Source organism: Erysipelatoclostridium sp. An15 (assembly GCF_002160675.1).
Taxonomy (GTDB): domain Bacteria; phylum Bacillota_I; class Bacilli_A; order Erysipelotrichales; family Coprobacillaceae; genus Thomasclavelia; species Thomasclavelia merdavium.
In genome coordinates this window covers 173,047-193,126 of the sequence record NZ_NFLA01000001.1, presented here as the reverse complement: position 1 = coordinate 193,126, position 20,080 = coordinate 173,047, and the positions used below count along the sequence as shown (strand labels likewise).

The window sequence follows — 20,080 nt, the reverse complement described above, 5'->3', positions numbered from 1 at the left end:
TAGTGCTTGATTAATTTTAATTACGGTCTTATTTTTTTGTATTTTAATTTTAATTTTGTTAAATTGGTGTATAATATCATATATGTTTGTAAAGGAGTGTCTTATGAAAAAAAGTTATCAATTATCAGGATATACATTACATGTAATTCCAACTAAAAAGTTTAAAAATATAACAATGTCATTGAAATTAGAAAACAAATTAACAAGAGAAAATGTTACTAAACGTTCTTTATTGGCTTTCATGTTGACAGGTGGTACTCAAAATTATCCTTCAACCCAAGCTTTATCAAGACATTTAGAAGATTTATATGGAATGAGTTTTGGAACAAATCTTGCAACAAAAGGAATAGGGCAAGTGTTAAATATTTCTAGTGTTTGTATTAATGAAGCTTTTTTACCATATCAAGAAGATTTATTAAAAGAACAGATAAAAATGTTTAACGATGTATTATTTAATCCTAATGTAAAAGATGGCAAATTTGATGAAAAAACATTTAATATTAAGAAAAAAGAATTGAAAGAACGCTTAATTGCTCAAAATGATGATAAATTCATGTATGGTATTGATCAATTATTTACAAATATGGGTGAAGGTGGCTTTTTATCAATTCGTAATAATGGCTATATCGATGAAATCGATCAAATTTCTAATGAAGAATTGTATCAATATTTACAAGAATGCATTGAAAATGATTCAAAACATATCTATGTTGTAGGTGATGTTAATGAAAATATAGTTGAAACATTTAAAGAAAACTTACAATTTAAAACTAACCCAGCTGCTGTTTATCCAGTTACTAATTTTAAATCAACAAAAAAAGAAGTTTTAGAAGTAATTGAAAAACAAGACATTATTCAATCTAAATTAAATATTGGTTATGTAGTAGATTGCAACTTTAGTGATCCTGGAACTTATGCAATGACTGTTTTTAATGCCATGTTTGGTGGTTTTTCACAGTCAAGATTATTTAGAGTAGTTAGAGAAAAACATAGTTTATGCTATTATATTTCTTCAAGCTATGGTGCTTTTAGTGGTATTATGACTGTTAATGCAGGAATTGAAGGAAAAGATTATCAAAAAACATTAGATTTAATCGCTCAAGAACTTAAAAACTTCCAAGACGGTAAATTTGATGATGATGAAATTAATTTGGCTAAATTAATGTTAAAAAGTTCATTAACTAAAACTAAAGATGAACCAATTAGTTTAATTACTTTAGCATACAATCGTGATTTAACTAATATTCAAGAAACTAATGATGAATATTTAGAAAAATTAATGAGCGTTACTAAAGAAGAAATAATTGCAGCTAGTAAAAAAGTTCATTTAGATACAATCTTTTTACTTACAGGGAGTGATAAATAATGGAAAAGATATATTTTGAAACATTAAAAGAAACTTTATATCATGAAAAAATGGCCAATGGATTACAAGTTTATCTTCTACCAAAAATGGGTTTTGAAAAAACTTATGGATTATTTTCAACTAAGTTTGGAGCTATTGATACAACTTTTATTCCTTTAAATAAAGATGAAATGATTAAAGTTGAAGACGGAATTGCTCATTTTTTAGAACATAAAATGTTTGATATGAGTGATGGTGATGCTTCAGAAAAATTTGCTAAGTTAGGAGCTAGTACTAATGCTTTTACATCTTCAAGTCGTACAGCTTATTTATTTAGTACTACTTCAAACGAATATGCTTGTATTGAATTATTACTAGACTTTGTTCAAAAATTAGAAATCACCCCTGAAAGTGTAGAAAAAGAAAAGGGGATTATTGGTCAAGAAATAAAAATGTACGATGATGATCCAGACTGGCAAGTTTATTTTGGTTCAATTCAAAATTTATATCAACAACACCCAGTTGCTGTTGACATCGCTGGAACTGTAGAAACAGTAAATCGTACTGATAAGGATATGCTTGAATTATGCTACAACACTTTTTATCATCCAAGTAACATGATGATTTTTGTAGTTGGAAATATTGATCCAGATAAAGCGATGGCTACAATTAAAGAAAATCAGGATAAAAAGAATTTTAGTTTAGCTAATCCAATTGTCTTGAAAAAAGTAAATGAGCCTAAGGAAATTAAAACAAAAGAAAAAGTATTAACTATGGATGTTGAAATGAATAAAATAATTGTTTCAATTAAAGTTAATGAAATTCTGGAAAATCCTAAAGATAAAATCAAAAGAGAATTAGCGTTAAACTTACTATTTGATCTATTATTTTCTAAAAGTGCAAAATTATACAATGATTGGTTAAATCAAGGCATTATTAATGATTCTTTTAGCGCAAGTTTTACACAAGAACGTGATTATGCATTTATTCAGATTGGTTGTGATTGCAATGATTATGAAACACTAAAAGAAAAGTTATTAGATTTAATCAAAGATTTTGATACAATTAAAATTGATCAAGAAGACTTTAATCGTATTAAAAAGAAAAATATTGGTTTATTTATTAATATGTTTAATAGTCCAGAAAGTATTGCTAATTTATTTAGTCGTTACTATTTTGAAGGAACAAATGCTTTTGATTTAGTTGATGAAGTTGCAAAATTAGAAATAGATGATATTTACGATGTTTTTAAATATTTTGATTTGCAATATACTAGTGTTTGTATCGTGAAAAAAAATCATTAAGGTAAACGTTAAATCTAAAATAGTTGACACAAGAAGTGCTTATGTTATAATAACGGTGGTAAGAGAGTAAATAAATTTCCACATCATAGATAAGGGAACCTGACTTAAATGGTGGTGTTGAAAACCTGTCTTCGAATAGGGATCCTAAAGCTAATTTAAAGGTGCCCACCTGTACAAAACAGGGAAATATCTAAAAACTCTCTTCCTTTTTTATTTAAGGAGAAAGATTATGAGTCAAATAGATCCAAAATTAATTGCTAGAATTAATGAATTAGCTAAAAAGAAAAAAGAGGGTACTATTACAAAAAAAGAATTAGACGAACAAGCTAAATTAAGACAAGAATATTTAAAAGCTTTTCGTGGTAATTTTAAACAGCAATTAATGGGTATTAAAATTGTTGATGAAAAAGGTAATGATGTAACTCCAAAAAAATTAAAAAGTGAACAGTCTAAAAAATTAAATTAAGCGAATTTTTTTTAGTTCGCTTTTTAATTTGGTAGTAATAATCAACATAATTTTAATTAACTAATTTATCTTAATTCTTTCTTAATATTTTTCTACATTTAAAATAACCTAATATTGCGTTATTTTTTTATTTGTGTATAATAGAGTTGAGTTTTTGTGAAAAAAGGAGAAAAGAAAATTAATGGAAAGATCGAGTTTATCAATAGCAGCAATTCGTGCATTAGGTATTGATGCAATTAACAAAGCTAATTCTGGACATCCAGGAATGGTTTTAGGATCGGCACCAGCTATGTATACTTTATTTACTAAAGAAATGAATATTTTTCATAAACAAGCAGATTGGATCAATCGTGATCGCTTTGTTTTAGCTTCTGGTCATGCATCAGCACTTTTATATTCAGTTTTACATTTATCAGGTTTCAATATTTCTATTGATGATCTTAAGAATTTTAGACAATGGGGTTCTGTAACTCCTGGTCATCCAGAATGTGATATCACTGATGGTGTAGATGCTTCTTCAGGTCCTTTAGGTCAAGGGATCCCAATGGCAGCTGGAATGGCATTAGCTGAAAAGTTTTTAGCAACAAAATTTAATCGTGAAGGATTTAATATTGTTGACCATTACACATTTGCATTATGTGGTGACGGTGATATGCAAGAAGGTGTTACTTATGAAGCAGCTTCTTTAGCGGGACACTTATCATTAGGTAAATTAATTGTTTTATATGATGCTAATAATGTTACTTTAGATGGTCCTTTATCAATGTCATTTAGTGAAGATGTTAAAAAACGTTTTGAAGCTGTTGGATGGCAAGTTATCAAAGTAAACGATGGTAATGATGTAAATGCAATCCAAAAAGCTATTCGTAAAGGAAAAAGAGAATTATATAAACCAACATTAATCATCATTAATACTGTAATTGGTTATGGTTCCGCAAATGAAGGAACAAGCAAAGTACATGGTAGCCCATTAGGATATGAAGATGGTAAAAATGCTAAAATATCATATGGTTTTGATCATGAAGAATTCTACGTTCCCGAAGAAGTTTATGAAGATTTTGCAAATACATGTATTAAACGTGGTCGTAATCGCTTTAATAAATGGAACCGATTAATGAAAGAATACAAAAAAGCATATCCTGAATTAGCTCAAGAATTTGATGACGCGATCAATGATAGATACTCATTAGATATTGAAGAGTTAATTAAAAAATATCCTGCTGGACATAATGATGCTACAAGAAATACATCATTAGAAACAATTCAAGAAATTGCCAAACAAAATCCAACATTTTTATCAGGAACAGCAGATTTAGCTTCTTCTACAAAAACAACTATTGCTTCTGAAAAAAACTTTAGTGTCGAAAATTATGATGGACGCAATATTGCTTTTGGGATTCGTGAATTTGCAATGGTTGCCATGATGAATGGGATGACATTACATAAAGGCGTTAGAGTTTCAGCTGGTGGATTCTTAGTATTTGCAGATTATTTTAAAGCAGCTTTAAGAATGGCTTGTTTAATGCATTTACCAATTATTTTACCATTATCACATGATTCTATTGCCGTAGGTGAAGATGGTCCAACTCATCAGCCAATTGAACAATTAACAATGTTACGTTCATTACCAAATATTCAAGTAATTCGTCCTGCTGATGCTAAAGAAATGGTAGCAGCATGGAAAATTGCTATTGAATCTAAAAAAACTCCTACAGCATTAATCTTAACTAGGCAAAATGTTGTTACTTTAGAAGATTCTTCTTATGAAGGAGTTTGTAAAGGAGCATACATTGTTGGTAAAGAACAAAATCGTATTGATGCAATTATCATCGCTAGCGGTAGTGAAGTTAGCTTAGCAATGCAAGCTAAAGATGAATTATTAAAAGAAAACATTGATGTTAGAGTTGTTTCAATGCCATCTATGGAATTATTTGATAAACAAGATTCAGAATATAAAGAAAGTGTTTTACCAAGTAATGTACGCGCTCGTTTATCAATTGAAATGGGATGCGATTTTGGATGGTATAAATACGTTGGTCTAGATGGAAAAACTATGTCAGTAAATACATTTGGTGCAAGTGCTCCTGCTGATGTTGTAATTGAAAGATACGGTTTTACTGTTGAAAACGTTATTAAAAATATTAAAGAAATAATTTAATCGGAGTTAAACTCCGATTTTTTGCTATTTTGACATTATTTTTATTTTCTTTTTGTTAAGCTATAAATGGTGGTATAAATGAAAAGATATAAAATATATAAACTGAATCATAATGTCCATGAACTATTAAAACAATATCCCCAAATAAAAGAAATGCTTATTAATCTAGAACCAAAAAATAATTTTTTTTCTAAACAAATGGAATGTTTCTTTCAACCAAATGAGGGAGTTAGTGATTATATTGAGTATAAATTAAAAAATCGTTATGATTATCATCGCGAAAAAAATAAACATTATATAGATAATCAATTAACTAAAGAACGTCTTACTTGTATTGTTTATGATTATTACATAGTTGTTGAAGCAAATAAAAAAACAAACATATTTATGGACATTATATACCAAATATCAAAAAGTTATGTTATAATGGTGGAGCAATCTAAAAATGTGGAGGTATAAAGATGCTTAATGCCATTATTGGACTTATAATCGGTGCCATTGTTGGATTCTTTGGTGCACGTTATGTGTTTAAAAAACAATTACAAAAAAATCCGCCAATTAACGAAAAGATGATTCGTGCTATGTATATGGAAATGGGTCGTAAACCTAGTGAAGCACAAATCAAAAGAATTATGTCTTCGGTTATGGCACAATATAAATAAGGGGCAACCCTTATTTTTTTGTAAAAAAAGAAGCTAATTACTAGCTTCTAATATTACATCCACTTGATTTTAGATTCAGTTCCATTAATAACTCGTTTTAAATTTGAACGATGTCGATAAATCAAAATTAAAATAACTGCTGCGACAACAATTTTTCCCACTAAAGAAATATCTAAAAATGGGACTGCAAATAATACTGATCCCGATGCAAGGACCGAAGATAACGATACATACTTACTGATTTTTAGAACAATAAAGAAAACTAATAAAGCTAAAATTGATCCAAGTGGTGTAACTGTAAAGAAAAATCCAATAGCGGTTGATACAGCTTTACCACCTTTAAAACCAGCAAATATTGGGTAACAATGCCCGATTACACAAGCCAACGCACATATGTAGGCAACATCGCTATTTAAATTTAGAGCATTTAAAATATAACGTGCTAACAAAGTTACAATTAATGCTTTTGATGCATCAAGTAAAATAACAGCAACACCTGCTTTTTTCCCTAAAACACGGCCAGTATTTGTTCCCCCTAGATTTCCTGAACCATAATTACGAACATCTGTTTTATAAAATAGCTTACCAATTACTAATGCAAAAGGTATCGAACCATAGAGATATCCGCAAATAATTAAAATTATTGAAATTATTATATCCAATTTTATCACCACAACCTATTATATATTATCGTTGTAAAAATGCAATAATCTTTGAAAAAAACATTGAACTTAGGTATAATAGAACAAGCGATTAAAGGAGGCAATTGAATTATATGGCAAATAAGAAGAAATATGATGAGTCTAATATTCAAATCCTTGAAGGGTTAGAAGCAGTTAGAAAAAGACCAGGGATGTATATTGGTTCTACCGATGGCCGTGGTTTACATCATTTGGTATGGGAAATTGTTGACAACTCAATTGATGAAGCATTATCTGGTTACGGTGACAATATCCAGGTTACTATTGGTAAAGATAATAGTATAAAGGTAGCTGATCATGGGCGCGGAATGCCTACAGGTATGCATGCTTCAGGAAGACCAACTACAGAAGTTATTTTAACTATTCTTCATGCAGGTGGTAAATTTAATGAAGATGGTGGTTATAAAACTTCAGGTGGTTTACATGGGGTTGGGGCATCTGTTGTAAATGCTCTTTCAAAATGGTTAGAAGTAACAATTCACCGTGATGGAAAAATCTGGTTTCAGCTTTTTGAAGATGGTGGAAGCAAAATTGGTAAATTAAAAGTAATAGGTAAAACTAATACAACAGGTACAACAATTCATTTTTTACCTGATCCGTCTATTTTTTCAATTACTGAATTTAATTATTCAACTATCAGTGAACGATTAATGGAAAGTGCTTTTTTATTAAAAGGCATTAAAATTGATTTATTTGATGAAAGAACTGATAAACAAGAAACTTTTCAATATGAAAATGGTTTAACAGCATTCGTTGAATATTTAAACTATGAAAAAGAAACTTTAAATAAAATCATTAGTATTGAAGGAATAAACAATGAAATTGAAGTCGATGTAGCAATGCAATTTACAAGTGGTTACCAGGAAAATACATTATCTTTTGTTAATCTGGTTCGAACTAGTGATGGGGGAACTCATGAAACTGGCTTTAGAACTGCATTAACGCGTACATTTAATGAATACGCTAGAAAATACGGTCTATTAAAAGAAAAAGATAAAAATTTAGAAGGTAACGATGTACGTGAAGGATTGTCAGCTATTATTTCAATTAAAGTTCCAGAACATTTTTTACAGTTTGAAGGACAGACCAAATCAAAATTAGGAACACCGGAAGCAAGAAATGTTGTTGATACTGTTGTTTATGAAAAATTAAGTTACTATTTAGAAGAAAATAAAGAAACAGCAGATACATTAGTTAAAAAAATGATTAAAGCTGCTCAAGTACGTGATGCGGCTAGAAAAGCTCGTGAAGCAGCTCGTAAAGGAAAAGGAAATCGCCAGGAAAAAATCTTGAGTGGTAAACTTGCACCAGCACAATCTAAAGATCGAAAACTAAAAGAATTATATTTAGTCGAAGGGGATTCAGCTGGTGGTAGTGCTAAACAAGGACGAGATCGTAAGTATCAGGCAATCTTGCCGTTACGTGGTAAAGTAGTAAATACCGAAAAAGCAGCCATGGCTGATATTTTAAAAAATGAAGAAATCGCAACAATTATTAACACTATCGGAGCTGGAGTAGGCCCAGACTTTAATGAAAAAGATAGTAATTATAATAAAGTTATTATTATGACCGATGCTGATACTGATGGTGCTCATATTCAAATTTTATTATTAACTTTTTTCTATCGTTATATGCGCGATTTAATTACAGCCGGAAAAGTATATATCGCTTTACCGCCATTATATAAAGTTTCTAAAAAAACTGGTAAAAAAGAAGAAATTATTTATGCTTGGGAAGACGATGAATTAGAAGCGGCTAAAAAGAAAATTGGCCGCGGATATACTGTTCAACGTTACAAAGGTCTTGGTGAGATGAATGCCTCTCAATTATGGGAAACTACGATGAATCCAGAAACAAGAACACTAATCCAGGTAACTATTGATGATGCTGCTATTGTTGAAAGACGAGTATCTGTATTAATGGGTGATAAAGTAGAACCTAGACGAGAATGGATTGAACAAAATGTTCAATTTACATTAGAAGATAATTATAGTATTGATTAAGGAGATTGATATTGTGGATAAAAAAATAATTATGTCATTAGAAACCATAATGGGGGACCGTTTTGGTAAATATTCTAAATATATTATCCAGGATCGGGCATTACCTGATGTTCGAGACGGGTTAAAGCCAGTTCAACGTCGAATCCTTTATTCAATGTATAAAGAAGGAAATCTACATTCAAAACCATACCGTAAGTCAGCTAAGACAGTCGGTAATGTTATTGGTAACTATCATCCTCATGGTGATGCTTCAGTATATGATGCCATGGTTCGTTTATCTCAAGATTGGAAAATGCGCGCACCATTAGTAGATATGCAAGGTAATAATGGTTCTATTGATAATGACCCTGCAGCAGCAATGCGTTATACTGAAGCAAGATTAGCACCAATTGCTGAAGAATTATTACAGGATTTAGATAAAGATACTGTATTAATGTCATTAAACTTTGATGATACTGAATACGAACCAACTGTTTTACCAGCAGCATACCCTAATTTATTAGTTAATGGAGCAACTGGTATTTCAGCTGGTTATGCAACTGAAATACCACCTCATAATCTAGAAGAAGTAATTGATGCTACCATTTATCGTATCAAACATCCTAAATGTACTTTAGAAAAAATTATGGATTATATAAAAGGACCTGATTTCCCAACTGGAGCTATTGTTGAAGGGAAACAAGGAATTTTATCAGCTTTTAAAACTGGTAAAGGCAAAGTAATTGTTCGTAGTAAAACAGAAATCGTTGAAGAAAAAAACATGAACAAAATTGTCATTAGTGAAATCCCATATGAAGTTAATAAAAGCGAATTAGTTAGAAAAATTGATGAAATTCGTTTTAATCGTCATGTTGATGGAATTATCGAAGTTCGTGATGAATCAGACCGTAGTGGTTTACGAATCGTTGTTGACTTAAAAAAAGATATTTCCGTACAAAATACCTTAAACTATTTATATAAAAATACTGATTTACAAAAAAATTACAATTACAACATGGTTGCAATTAAAGATAAAAGACCTGTATTAATGGGTATTTTAGAAATTTTAGATGGATATATTGCTCATCAAATCGATGTTGTAACTCGTAGTTGTCAATATGATTTAAATAAAGCTAATAATCGAAAACATATTGTCGAAGGTTTAATTAAAGCAATTTCTATTTTAGATGATGTTGTAAAAACTATTCGTCAATCTAAAGATAAAGCTGATGCTAAGAAAAATTTAATTGCTAAATATGATTTTACTGAAAAACAGGCTGAAGCTATTGTAATGTTACAATTATATCGTTTAACAAATACTGATATTGTAACTTTAGAAAATGAAAATAAGCAATTAGATGAACAAATTACATATTTACAAAGTATATTAAATAGCGAATCAGTTTTACATAAAGTTATTATTGATCGTTTAAATTCAGTAAAGAAAAAATATCCAATGCCACGTCTTTCAAAAATCCGTGATGAAATTCAAGAAATTAAAATTGATGAACAAGCAATGATTTTATCAGAAGATACTAATGTCTCAATTACAAGAGATGGTTATATTAAAAGAATTAGTACTCGTTCTTTAAAAGCAAGCGAAGGAACGCCATTTGGTAAAAAAGAAAACGATTATTTAGTAGCACTATATAAAGCTAATACCCTTGATCATTTATTATTATTTACTGATGCTGGTAACTATCTATTTGTTCCTGTTTATAAAATTGATGAATTTAAATGGAAAGATGCCGGTAAACATATTAGCTATTTGATAAAATTAAATTCTAATGAAAAAATAATTGGGTCTATTTTAGTAAAAGATTTTAATTTACCATTATATGTTTTACTCGCAACTAAAAATGGTCAAATAAAAAGAACGGCTTTATCAGAATTTAAAGTATCTCGTTATACAAAACCATTAAAATGTATTAAATTAAAAGATAATGATCAAGTAATCGGGGTTAAATTAACTGATAATAATCAAGGAGTTGTTTTAACAACTAAAGCTGGTTATGGTATTTTATATTCTGAACAAGAAGTTTCTACTGTGGGTATTAAAGCTGCTGGAGTTAAAGCTGCTAATTTGAAAAATGATGAATTAGTTAGTCTTAATATATTTAATCCAATGGCTAATTGTTCTTTAATTGTTATTAGTGATGAAAATGGCATTAAACGAATTAAAATAAGTGATATTACGCCATCAAGTCGTACTAAAAAAGGTGTATTATTATACAAAAATCCTAAAAGTAAGATAATTAATGTTAAAGATGCAAAAATAGTTGATAATAATCAAGAATTTTCAATTATTTTAAATGATCAAACTGTTTATAGTTATAAAGCAACTGACTTTAATTATGCTAATTTAGTTCAAAAACCAACTGTTCGCAATAAACTTACAAAAATACAAATGATTGGGGATGTATATATCGATAAACCAATTACAACCGATGATTATCATCCTGAACAAAAAATCGAAGTTGATCAAAAAGTGTTTGAACAACCAAAAGAAAGAACTTTATTAGATGATTTAAAAGATAATGCTGATGAAAAAAAATCGCAAGATAATAATCAGACTAAATATGAAAAGATTAGTTTAGCGGATCTTTTAAATGAAGATGATTTTTAAAACCGTAAATTTATTTTTACGGTTTTTCTTTCATATATTCGCGCAATAATTTAATTAACGCTCTTTTTTCAAGGCGAGAAACATAAGAACGTGATATATTTAATTTTTTAGCAATTTCTTTTTGGGTATATTTTTTAGTATTATTTAAACCATAACGCATTATTAAAGTATCTTTTTCACGACCATCAAGAATATTAAAATATGTTTTAAATTTATCGATGGTATCATTACGATCAACTATATCAATAAATTCTTCTTGATTAGTGCTTAAAATATCACCTAAAACTATTTCGCTGCCATCTTTATCAATACCAATGGTTTCATTTAAAGATACATCTAAACTAGTTTTTTTATTAGTTCTTAAATGCATCAAAATCTCATTTTCAATACATCTAGAAGCATATGTTGCTAACTTGGTTTTATGATTTTGTTTATAGCTATCAACGGCTTTAATTAGTCCAATTGTACCAATGGAAATTAAGTCTTCTTGTAAATCTTTACTATTCTCATATTTTTTTGCAATATGGGCTACTAATCTAAGATTACGTTCAATTAAAACATTTCGAGCATCCTGGTCACCATTAAAAAAGCGCTCTAAATATTTTTCTTCTTCTTTAGCACTCAAGGGTAGTTCAAATGATTTAGATTTGATATAAGATAAAAAAAAGCCATTAGTTAATAATTGTAATAACATTGAAAACATTATTGCCACCTCTGATACATTTTACGAAAGCAAACAGTTTTTATGACATAATAATACAAATTTAGTTTTATTAGTAAATATATTTTTAATTCTTGTACTTTAAAATCATATTAAAATAAGGTACAATGGTTGTGGTTTAAAAAGGAGAGTATATGACAGAAGAAATTAGATGTTTTGGCTGTGGAGCCGTTATTCAAAGTGAAGATGAAAAGAAAATTGGATTCGTTCCTAAAAATGCTTTAAATAAAGATGTAATTCTTTGTAAACGCTGCTTTCGTTTGAAAAATTATCATGAATTACAAAAAACTAGTTTAACTAATGATGATTTTTTAAAGATATTGCAAGAAATAGGAAACCATAATTGTTTAGTTGTTTATATAGTTGACTTATTTGACTATAATGGCAGTATCATCAATGGTCTAACAAGACATTTAAACAACAATGATATTTTAGTAGTAGGTAACAAACGTGATGTTTTACCAAAATCAGTTAAAGATATTAAAATTGAACACTGGTTAAGACGCCAATTAAAAGAATCAGGAATTAAACCGGTAGATGTTATTTTATCGAGTGCTGTTAAAAATTATAATCTTGATTTATTAATTGATAAAATTGAACAATATCGTAACAACAGAAATGTTTATGTTGTTGGAGTTACTAATGTTGGTAAATCATCATTGATAAATGCATTATTAAAACATTATAGTCAAAGCGAAAATCTAATTACAACTAGTGAATTTCCTGGTACTACATTGGATTTAATTGAAATACCGTTAGATGATGACAGTTATTTATATGATTCACCAGGAATAATTAATGAACATCAAATTGCTCATTTAGTTAAAGATGAAGATTTAAAAATAATTATTCCTAAAAGTGAGTTGCGGCCAATTAGTTATCAGTTAAATTCTCAACAAACTTTGTACTTTGGTGGTCTAGCTCGTTTAGATTATATTAAAGGTGAAAAAACTTCATTTACTTGTTTTTTCCCAAAACGATTAAAAATTAATCGTACAAAATTAAGTAATGGTGATGCTTTATACAATCGACATTTAACATTACAACCAGAAATTGAATCAATAAAAGATATTAATGACATGGCTGTTCATGTATTTAAACTTCCAAATTATAAAGTTGATATTGTCATTTCTGGTTTAGGTTTTGTAAGTATAAATTGTCCTGGTGGCAATATAAAAATTCATGCACCTAAAAGTGTTGGGGTATTTATAAGAGAAGCATTGATATAGAAAGGATAGAATTTATGTTAACAGGAAAACAAAAAAGATATTTAAGAGGGATTGGTCATAATTTAAATGCAATCTTTCAAATTGGTAAAGACGGTGTTCATCAAAGTCAAGTTGATAGTATTGATGATGCCTTAACAGCTCATGAATTAATTAAAGTAAAAATTCTAGAATCTTGTATGCAATCAAAAAATGAAATTGCAATCGAATTGAGCATGAGAACAAAAGCTGATGTAGTTCAAATATTAGGTCGCACTATTTTATTATATCGACCTAGCGAAAAAGAAATTTATCGTTTACCATAATGAAAATTGGTATTTTTGGTGGTAGTTTTGATCCTATCCACCGTTCTCATGTTCGCGTAATTGAAGAATCAATCAGACAATTAGAATTAGATAAAATTTTAGTTGTTCCTACTGCTAATAATCCTTGGAAAGATTCATCGGGAGCAACTAAAAAACAACGCCTTGCAATGTTAGAAATTGCGCTAGAACGTTATTCTAAAGTTGAAATTTGTGATTATGAAATAAAACAAAAAAACAAAGAAAAAAACTACACAATTGATACAATAAAATATTTAAAAACAATTTATCCTAACGATCAGCTATACTTTATTATGGGAATGGATCAAGCTAGTCTTTTTCATAAATGGTTAGCTGCAAAGGAAATAAGCGAATTAGTCCAGTTAGTTGTATTTGATCGAATTGGTTATCAAACAAATGAAAATATTAAAAAATACCATTTTATTAAGTTAGATTTAGTAGCAACCGATGATGCTAGTAAACATATTCGAAATGGTAATTTACATGCTTTAAATCCTGAAGTATTGAAATACATAGTAAATAATGGGATCTATTTAGAAACTATTATAAAAAGTAAAATGTCTAAAAAACGTTATCGTCATACAGTAAGTATGGCTAAACTAGCTAAAAAATTTGCTAAAAAAAATGATTTAGATGAAACAAAAGCTTATGTTGCTGGTATGTTACATGATATTGCTAAAGAAATGGAATATGATAAAGCTTTACAAATAATGCAAGACCATTATCCAGCATATATCGATAAACCAGTTCCGGTTTGGCATCAATGGTTATCTGAATATGTTGCTAAAACTGAATATTTAGTTGATGATAAAGAAATATTACAAGCAATTAGACATCACACAACAGCATCATTAAATATGGCTAAATTAGATATGTGTATTTATACAGCTGATAAATATGATCCTAGCCGTGATTACGATTCATCAAAAGAAATTGCATTATGTAAAAAAGATATCGTTGCAGGTTTTAAGGCTTGTTTACAAGATTTTTATGATTTTTCTTCTAAAAAAGGACGAGAAATTGATAAAAGCTTTTTTGAAATTTATAACAAATACGTAAAAGGAGATATAAATGAATAAATTAGAAATAATTGTAAAAGCATTAGATGATAAATTAGGTAAAGATATTGTGGCTATCGATATGCAACTTGCAAGTCCAATGTATGATACATTTGTTATTTGTTCAGCTGAAAATGAACGATTAATGAACGCATTACGTGACAGTGTTGAAGAAAAATGTCATGAACATGGATACGAAGTTAAAAGAATTGAAGGACGTCGCAATAGTAAGTGGTTATTAATGGATTTTGGTGATATCGTTGTTCATATTTTCGATATCGATGAACGTGAAGTATATAATTTAGAAAAATTATGGGCTGACATGCCAAAAATTGATATTTCTGGGTATTTACAATAATGTCATATGAAAATTTTGCTTACTATTATGATAGTTTAATGGATGACCGGTTTTATCAGGATTATTATCAATTCATTAATCAGCACGCTAAATTTAAAAGTGTTCTTGAACTAGGATGTGGTACAGGAGAAATAGCTATTTTATTGGCTAAAGATAAAAAACAAGTTTATGCAACTGATTTATCAAAGGATATGCTTGAAGTTGCTAGAATGAAAGCAATGGATGCTAATGTTGATTTACTATTAGGTAGAATTGATATGACTGATTTTGAAACTAATCAGGCAGTTGATCTGGTTTTATGTTTATGTGATTCCTTAAATTATGTTTTAAGTAAGAAAAAGGTTTTAAAAACATTTAAAAACGTATATGATTCTTTAAAATATAATGGCACTTTTATTTTTGATGTTAATAGTCTATATAAAACAGACCAGATTTTAGATAATTATCTTGAAGAAGAAAATGATGATGATTTTTATTTTAAATGGGCTGTAAAAAAAGTGGCTCCAGGAAAAGTAGAACATTACGTTGAAATTATTGATAAAGAAAACAATGATCACGTTCAAGAAGTCCATCATCAACAAACTTATGATATTGACACATATTTAAATCTATTAAAACAAGCTGGTTTTAATAAAGTTGAATATTATGGTGAATTTGAACCATATCACCAAGAAAGTCAACGAATTATTTTTGTTTGTCATAAAACAAGGGAGGAAGTTAAATGATAGGTATTATTGGTGCAATGGAAGAAGAAGTTGCAGCTATAAAAGATTTTCTTGAAATTCATGAAGAAAAAACGATTCTTGACTGTACCTTTTATCAAGGAACAATGGCTAATAAAGAAGTAGTATTATTACAAGGTGGAATCGGGAAAGTAAATGCAGCTATTTGTACTACATTATTACTTACAAATTTTCCAATTGATTATGTAATTAATATTGGATCTGCCGGTGGATTATCATTAAATCAAGAAGTAGGGGATATTATTATCTCAAATGAAGTTTGTCAGCATGATTTTGATATAACTGTTTTTCCTAATCGAATCATTGGTGAAGTTCCTGGTTTGCCAGCACGTGTTCCTGCTAACAAAGATTTAATTGCGACAGCTAAAAATATTTTAAAAGAACTTAATCAAAGATGTGAAACAGGGTTAATTGTTTCTGGTGATCAGTTTATTGCTAAAGAAGCTCAAGTAGATACTATTAAGAAAAATTTCAGTGATGCAAAATGTGCTGAAATGGAAGCTGCAGCTGTTGGACAAACATGCTATAAGTTTAATGTTCCATTTATAATTACTCGATCATTAAGTGATGTTTATGGAAAAGGTGATTCATCAATCCAATTTGATGAATATTTGAAAAAAGCCGCTTCAACATCAGCAGAATTTTGTTTTACTTTAGTTAAGGAGCATAAATAAATGCAAAATATAGAATTACTAGCACCAGCAGGTAGTTATGAGGCATTAGTTGCTGCTATTCAAAACGGCGCTAATGCCATTTATTTAGGTGGTAACGAGTTTAGTGCTCGAGCTTTTGCCACTAATTTTAACCGTGAGGAATTACAAAAAGCAGTTGATTATAGTCATTTAAGAAATGTTAAAATATATGTCACTGTTAATACATTATATGAAGATAATCAATTTAAACAACTCCATGACTATCTTTTGTTTTTAGCGAATATTAACGTTGATGCATTAATTATTCAAGATATTGGTTTGATGGATTATGTAAAAAAATATTTTCCTCAATTTGAAATTCATATGTCAACGCAAACTAGTGTTCATAATTTAGAAGGGGTAAAATATTTTGAGGAAAAAGGTGTTGACCGTGTAGTATTAGCTCGAGAAAACACAGTCGCTGAAATCAAAAATATATGCCAAAATACTGATTTAGATATTGAAGTATTTGTTCATGGAGCTCTTTGTATGTCATATTCAGGGCAATGTTTGATGTCAAGTATGATTGCTAAAAGAAGCGGTAATAAAGGTGCTTGTGGTCAGCCTTGCCGTTTAGCTTACAAATTACAAAAAAATGGTCAAGATTTAAATGAACAACCTTTATATTTATTATCGCCAAAAGATTTATGCACGATTGAAAATATTGATCAATTAATAGAAGCAGGGATTACTTCATTTAAAATTGAAGGGCGAATGAAACGGCCTGAATATGTTGCCATTGTAGTTAAACAGTATCGTGAAGCAATTGATGCTTATTGTCATTCAAAAAAATTAAATAATATACCTGAAAGAATTTTGAAAATGAAAAAAATGTTTAATCGAGGTTTTACAGGTGGTTATTTATTAAATGATCAAAGTTTTATGGCGAAGGATTTTCCTGGTAATCGTGGTATTGAAGTAGCAAAGGTTATTAGTTACGATGGTAAAAAAAGAATTGTTAAATTAAAATTGCTAAATGAATTAAAACAGGGTGATCGCATTAATTTTGCTAGTATTGAATTAATGAGAACAATTACAAAATTATTTGAAAAAGGACGACTTGTAAATTCAAGCCAAAAGGGAAAAGTTGTAGAAATTGAATTAAATCAACCGGTTAAAACTAATGAAAAAGTTTTTAAAATAATCGATAATAATTTAATTGAAGAAGCAAAAGCCAGCTACAACAATGAAAATATTAAAAATCCAATCGATATGATATTTATAGGATCCCTAAATTCTACACCGCTTTTAACAATAAAATACCAAGATCTGATTATAACAATAAAATCAAATCAAAAAATCGAATTAGCTTCAAATGTACCATTAGACACACAAAGAATTTTTAAACAATTAACTAAATTAGGAAATACTGTTTTTAATGTCAATAAAATTGATATTGATTTCCCTGATAACGCTTTTTTCCCGATTAAAGAAATTAACGAAATGCGTCGTCAAGGAATTGAACAGCTAATTCAAAAAATAACACTTAAAAACAAAATTAATATTGAATATCCTAAAGTATCATTACACCATGTTCCAAAAAGAATAAAAGGAATTGATGTAAGAGTCTATAATTTAAAACAGCTTGAAGCACTAATTAATGAAGATATTCATCGTTACTATTTTCCACTTTCTAAAGATTTAGATAAAGCAATTGATTTAGCAACAGGTTTTAATAAAAAAATCGTTCCTTTTACTGGTTTTTTATCTAATTCAAAACAACTTAATGAATTTAAAGAAAGTGACTTATACTGTAAAGTTGATGAAATATTAGTAGGGGATTATGGTGCTTTACAAATATTTAATGATAAAAAATGTCTTTTAGATTTCAACTTTAATCTTTATAATAGTTATTCATTAAATTATTTTAATAACTATGCAGCTGTATTATCATTAGAAATGAGTAAAAATATGATTAATAATTTAAATGATATTAATCAAGAATTAATTCTTGTTGCTTATGGAAAAACTATTAATATGCATTTAAAACATTGTATAATCAGTGATTATTATTTTAACTGTAAAAAAGAAAAATGTAATTTATGTCATCAGGGACATTATAATTTAGTAGATCGAAAAAATGAAAAGTTTACAATTTTAACAGATGATAATTGTAATAACCTTGTCTTTAATAGTCATTGTTTATATTTGGAAAACGTTAGTGATGTTGATGTTGACTATATTTTACTATCTTTTAGTGATGAAAATTGTGAAGAATGTAAAAAAGTATTTTATGATTTTCAAAACAATATTATTTTAGGTAAGCCACGTCAAATTAAACTTAAAACTAGACCAACAAACGGATATTTTTATGATTAACAAAAAAACAGAGTAATAGAAATTACTAATAAGTAAGGACTATACTTTTGTTTTTTCTTTTATATTGTATAATAATATAAAGATAATAATTATTAATCAAAAAGAGAGGGATTAATATGACAACAAAAAAGTCAAGAGTATTTATTACTGGTGATATTCATTGTCCAATAGATATTGATAAACTTAATTCTAAATGTTTTGATGAAGGTAATAATTTAACTAAAAATGATATCTTAATTATTTGTGGAGATGCTGGTTTTGTATGGAATGGTGGTAACCGTGATAAAAAATGGATTGAATGGATTTCTAGAAGACCTTGGACTACTGTTTATGTTGATGGTAACCATGAAAACCATAATTTGTTAAAAACATATCCAGTCATTGATTTTTTTGGTGCAAAAGCTCATAAAATAAGCGATTCGCTATTTCATATTAAAAGAGGGGAAATAATGACGATCAATGACGAAACTTATTTTTGTTTTGGTGGTGCTTTTTCTCACGACATTGAATATCGCATCGAAAATATTAGCTGGTGGCAAGATGAATTACCAGTTCAAGAAGAAATAGACAATGCTATTGCAAATTTAAAAAAATATCATAATCAAATCAATTACATTATCACTCATGATGTTCCTTCTAGTATAAATATGCATTTAGGATATAATATACCGATCATGGATTATTACACTCATGGAAAATATATTCACTTATGTAACTTTCTTCAAAATATTTTAGAATCAGTAAATTTTGATGCCTGGTTTGCAGGACATTATCATATAAATAAACTAATCGGTGGTGTCCAAATTCTCTATCAGGATATCATAGAAATAAAAAGAACGAAAGATAGTTATCAATGCTATGAAAAAGTAAAAAATAAAATTAACGAAATAAATTCTAAAAAATATACAAAAGAAGAACTTGAAGAATTATTTAAAGAAGAAAAATTATATATTAGTTATCAAAAAATTGATACAATCGATAATTTTGGATATGGTGAAAATGCTATTGAAGCGGAAAAATTTTTTGATGTTGAAACAACTGAAGATGAACTTGATGCAGTTATGGCTTTATACAATTCTTATTTAGTAAAAAAATATACTAGAGAAGACTAATTAATTACAACTCTCTTAGCATGTTAATAACGCTAAGAGAGTTTTTGTCAATTAGTGATTAAATTTTGATTGTTTTGGCAAAATGATATCATATTTAATTTTTATAAACTACACTACTGTTGATGATTAAGAACCAATGGGTGTATAAACTCTTAAAATATATATCGACAATTTTAAAATATAAACTTGTAATATTTAAACAGTTTATGTAGTTTATTATCTAAAAAAGATAAAAAACATTTACTATAATTCTAATTTTTTTAGTTTAATTCAAAATATTGTTG

General features: G+C 28.4%; 18 protein-coding genes. 16 read left to right on the top strand and 2 right to left on the bottom strand.

From position 1 onward, the window contains the following. The first annotated feature begins 103 nt into the window (after positions 1 to 103). The 6 genes from yfmF to B5E92_RS00965 all read left to right on the top strand — a co-directional run bounded on the left by yfmF (position 104) and on the right by B5E92_RS00965 (position 5,935). Positions 104 to 1,366, top strand: a complete 1,263-nt coding sequence (yfmF, locus tag B5E92_RS00990) for an EF-P 5-aminopentanol modification-associated protein YfmF (RefSeq protein WP_087298549.1) — start codon at positions 104 to 106, stop codon at positions 1,364 to 1,366. Next, positions 1,366 to 2,649, top strand: a complete 1,284-nt coding sequence (yfmH, locus tag B5E92_RS00985) for an EF-P 5-aminopentanol modification-associated protein YfmH (protein ID WP_087298548.1) — start codon at positions 1,366 to 1,368, stop codon at positions 2,647 to 2,649. The genes yfmF and yfmH overlap by 1 nt, the downstream gene beginning before the upstream one ends. A 229-nt stretch (positions 2,650 to 2,878) precedes the next feature. Continuing rightward, the gene (locus tag B5E92_RS00980) at positions 2,879 to 3,115 is read left to right on the top strand and encodes a DUF896 domain-containing protein (protein ID WP_087298547.1); all 237 of its coding nucleotides are present in this window, start codon (positions 2,879 to 2,881) and stop codon (positions 3,113 to 3,115) included. Between the two features lie 181 nt (positions 3,116 to 3,296). After that, positions 3,297 to 5,273, top strand: coding sequence for a transketolase (gene tkt, locus B5E92_RS00975; protein ID WP_087298546.1), 1,977 nt, complete (start codon positions 3,297 to 3,299; stop codon positions 5,271 to 5,273). A 78-nt stretch (positions 5,274 to 5,351) separates the two neighbouring features. Then, positions 5,352 to 5,732: a sporulation inhibitor of replication protein SirA gene (locus B5E92_RS00970; protein WP_087298545.1), complete on the top strand. Its 381-nt coding sequence runs from the start codon at positions 5,352 to 5,354 to the stop codon at positions 5,730 to 5,732. Positions 5,733 to 5,734: 2 nt separating this feature from the next. Next, on the top strand, positions 5,735 to 5,935 hold the full coding sequence (locus B5E92_RS00965; protein ID WP_087298544.1) for a YneF family protein: 201 nt from the start codon (positions 5,735 to 5,737) through the stop codon (positions 5,933 to 5,935). Between the two features lie 53 nt (positions 5,936 to 5,988). Here the strand turns inward: B5E92_RS00965 and plsY are convergent, their stop codons facing one another. Then, positions 5,989 to 6,597: a glycerol-3-phosphate 1-O-acyltransferase PlsY gene (plsY, locus tag B5E92_RS00960; RefSeq protein ID WP_087298543.1), complete on the bottom strand. Its 609-nt coding sequence runs from the start codon at positions 6,595 to 6,597 to the stop codon at positions 5,989 to 5,991. Positions 6,598 to 6,710: 113 nt separating this feature from the next. Here plsY and parE point away from each other — a divergent pair, with 113 nt between their 5' ends. Then, on the top strand, positions 6,711 to 8,639 hold the full coding sequence (parE, locus tag B5E92_RS00955; RefSeq protein WP_087298542.1) for a DNA topoisomerase IV subunit B: 1,929 nt from the start codon (positions 6,711 to 6,713) through the stop codon (positions 8,637 to 8,639). 13 nt (positions 8,640 to 8,652) lie between these two features. Beyond that, a complete protein-coding gene (gene parC, locus B5E92_RS00950; protein ID WP_087298541.1) occupies positions 8,653 to 11,244 on the top strand; it encodes a DNA topoisomerase IV subunit A in 2,592 nt (863 codons plus the stop codon). A gap of 16 nt (positions 11,245 to 11,260) precedes the next feature. Here the strand turns inward: parC and sigK are convergent, their stop codons facing one another. Then, entirely contained in the window at positions 11,261 to 11,947 is a 687-nt protein-coding gene (sigK, locus tag B5E92_RS00945; protein ID WP_087298540.1) for an RNA polymerase sporulation sigma factor SigK, read from the bottom strand. Between the two features lie 152 nt (positions 11,948 to 12,099). Here sigK and yqeH point away from each other — a divergent pair, with 152 nt between their 5' ends. The 8 genes from yqeH to B5E92_RS00905 all read left to right on the top strand — a co-directional run bounded on the left by yqeH (position 12,100) and on the right by B5E92_RS00905 (position 19,796). Next, positions 12,100 to 13,194, top strand: coding sequence for a ribosome biogenesis GTPase YqeH (yqeH, locus tag B5E92_RS00940; RefSeq protein WP_087298539.1), 1,095 nt, complete (start codon positions 12,100 to 12,102; stop codon positions 13,192 to 13,194). Between the two features lie 14 nt (positions 13,195 to 13,208). Beyond that, positions 13,209 to 13,496, top strand: coding sequence for a ribosome assembly RNA-binding protein YhbY (yhbY, locus tag B5E92_RS00935; RefSeq protein WP_087298538.1), 288 nt, complete (start codon positions 13,209 to 13,211; stop codon positions 13,494 to 13,496). Then, positions 13,496 to 14,593, top strand: coding sequence for a nicotinate-nucleotide adenylyltransferase (locus tag B5E92_RS00930; protein ID WP_239406364.1), 1,098 nt, complete (start codon positions 13,496 to 13,498; stop codon positions 14,591 to 14,593). Before yhbY ends, B5E92_RS00930 begins: the two co-directional genes overlap by 1 nt. After that, positions 14,586 to 14,930 carry a ribosome silencing factor gene (gene rsfS / locus B5E92_RS00925; protein ID WP_087298536.1) on the top strand — a complete coding sequence of 115 codons (345 nt, stop codon included), beginning with the start codon at positions 14,586 to 14,588 and terminating at the stop codon, positions 14,928 to 14,930. The genes B5E92_RS00930 and rsfS overlap by 8 nt, the downstream gene beginning before the upstream one ends. Continuing rightward, entirely contained in the window at positions 14,930 to 15,655 is a 726-nt protein-coding gene (locus tag B5E92_RS00920; RefSeq protein WP_087298535.1) for a class I SAM-dependent methyltransferase, read from the top strand. Before rsfS ends, B5E92_RS00920 begins: the two co-directional genes overlap by 1 nt. After that, positions 15,652 to 16,347 (top strand): 5'-methylthioadenosine/adenosylhomocysteine nucleosidase, encoded by a 696-nt coding sequence (locus tag B5E92_RS00915; RefSeq protein WP_087298534.1) that lies wholly within the window; start codon positions 15,652 to 15,654, stop codon positions 16,345 to 16,347. The genes B5E92_RS00920 and B5E92_RS00915 overlap by 4 nt, the downstream gene beginning before the upstream one ends. After that, positions 16,348 to 18,684: a U32 family peptidase gene (locus B5E92_RS00910; protein WP_087298533.1), complete on the top strand. Its 2,337-nt coding sequence runs from the start codon at positions 16,348 to 16,350 to the stop codon at positions 18,682 to 18,684. Positions 18,685 to 18,800: 116 nt separating this feature from the next. Beyond that, positions 18,801 to 19,796 carry a metallophosphoesterase gene (locus B5E92_RS00905; RefSeq protein WP_087298532.1) on the top strand — a complete coding sequence of 332 codons (996 nt, stop codon included), beginning with the start codon at positions 18,801 to 18,803 and terminating at the stop codon, positions 19,794 to 19,796. The last annotated feature ends 284 nt before the right edge of the window (positions 19,797 to 20,080 follow it).